The organism is Fibrella forsythiae, from assembly GCF_017353175.1.
Taxonomy (GTDB): Bacteria; Bacteroidota; Bacteroidia; order Cytophagales; family Spirosomataceae; genus Fibrella; species Fibrella forsythiae.
In genome coordinates, this window is the sequence record NZ_JAFMYW010000053.1 from 1 (window position 1) to 1,102 (window position 1,102).

The window sequence follows — 1,102 nt, forward strand, 5'->3', positions numbered from 1 at the left end:
TTGGCTGTCAGTGCCCTGAGCTTTCACCGCTGTTTCGTTGTACTGGGTCTCGGTCTGGGGGTAGAGCAAGCGCGAGGGGATCTGTTTAACTGACGTACTGGGGTCCTGAGAGATGGGCACGGCCGGGATTCCGGTGCGGCGGAAGTCGCTCCAGGCTTCGAACGGAGCTGTCCCGTTGAGCGAGTTCCATTTCTGGGTCAGAATCAGCGTCAGCTTGTTGGTAGCGGCGTCCCAGGTAACATTTGGACTGCCGCTATCCAGAAACTGGCGGGCATAATCGGCGGCGGTCCCGGCATCATCCTGAATTCCCAAGTCGGCATAAGACTGGGTAATGGCCGATTCGTAGAGCGTTTTAGCATTACCGGTAATATAGCCTCGCTGTACAGCTTCAGCCTGAATGAACAGCGATTCTACAGTTGAAAGAATCACGGCATCCTGCGTTGAACTTTGTAATACCCCAGGGCCGATGCTAGACGTTTGAGAGTTCACCAGCGGAGAGATAGTACCAAAGAAAGTGGCTCCGAAACTACTACCGCTTACCGGATTGTAGAAACCGAATATGCGGCTATCCTGCGTGTTGATCAGGAAATTGACAGCATAACCACCAGCGCGATAAATGTTGTTATTCTCTACGGGTTGACCATTTACGCCATTGCCAAACGTAGCATACAACGGGTTCTGCTGGTTTGTCGAGTTCGTGTAACCCGGATTAATCGTAGCACCTTGATCGGCCGTTGTGATAAATCCGTAGGGCGACGCTTTCAGGGTTGTCAGGGCCGCCTGGATAAAGGTCTGCCGATCCGTCCGCTCGCTCTGGCGCAGAATCATCCGCAACTTCAGCGTGTTGGCCAACCGACGCCAGCTATTGATGTTGCCCTGATACATGATATCATTAACGCCCGGGTTGCTGATAGTCTCACCTGCTGCCGCCCGCGTTTCGCCGCTGGCGAATAAGGCCAGAGCCGCATCAAGCTGCTTGAAGAGATCTTCATACACCGCTACCCCCGTGTCATACGTAGGCTGAGCTACGGTCAGCCCCTGCAAAGCGTTGGTGTAGGGAATGTTGCCGTAGGTGTCCACTAAGATCTGAAAGTGGAAGGCC

1 protein-coding gene is annotated in these 1,102 nt (G+C 53.9%); it reads right to left on the reverse strand.

What is annotated here, in order from left to right:
- The coding region (locus J2I46_RS32595; RefSeq protein WP_207333304.1) for a SusD/RagB family nutrient-binding outer membrane lipoprotein at positions 1-1,102 on the reverse strand (1,102 nt) is incomplete at both ends.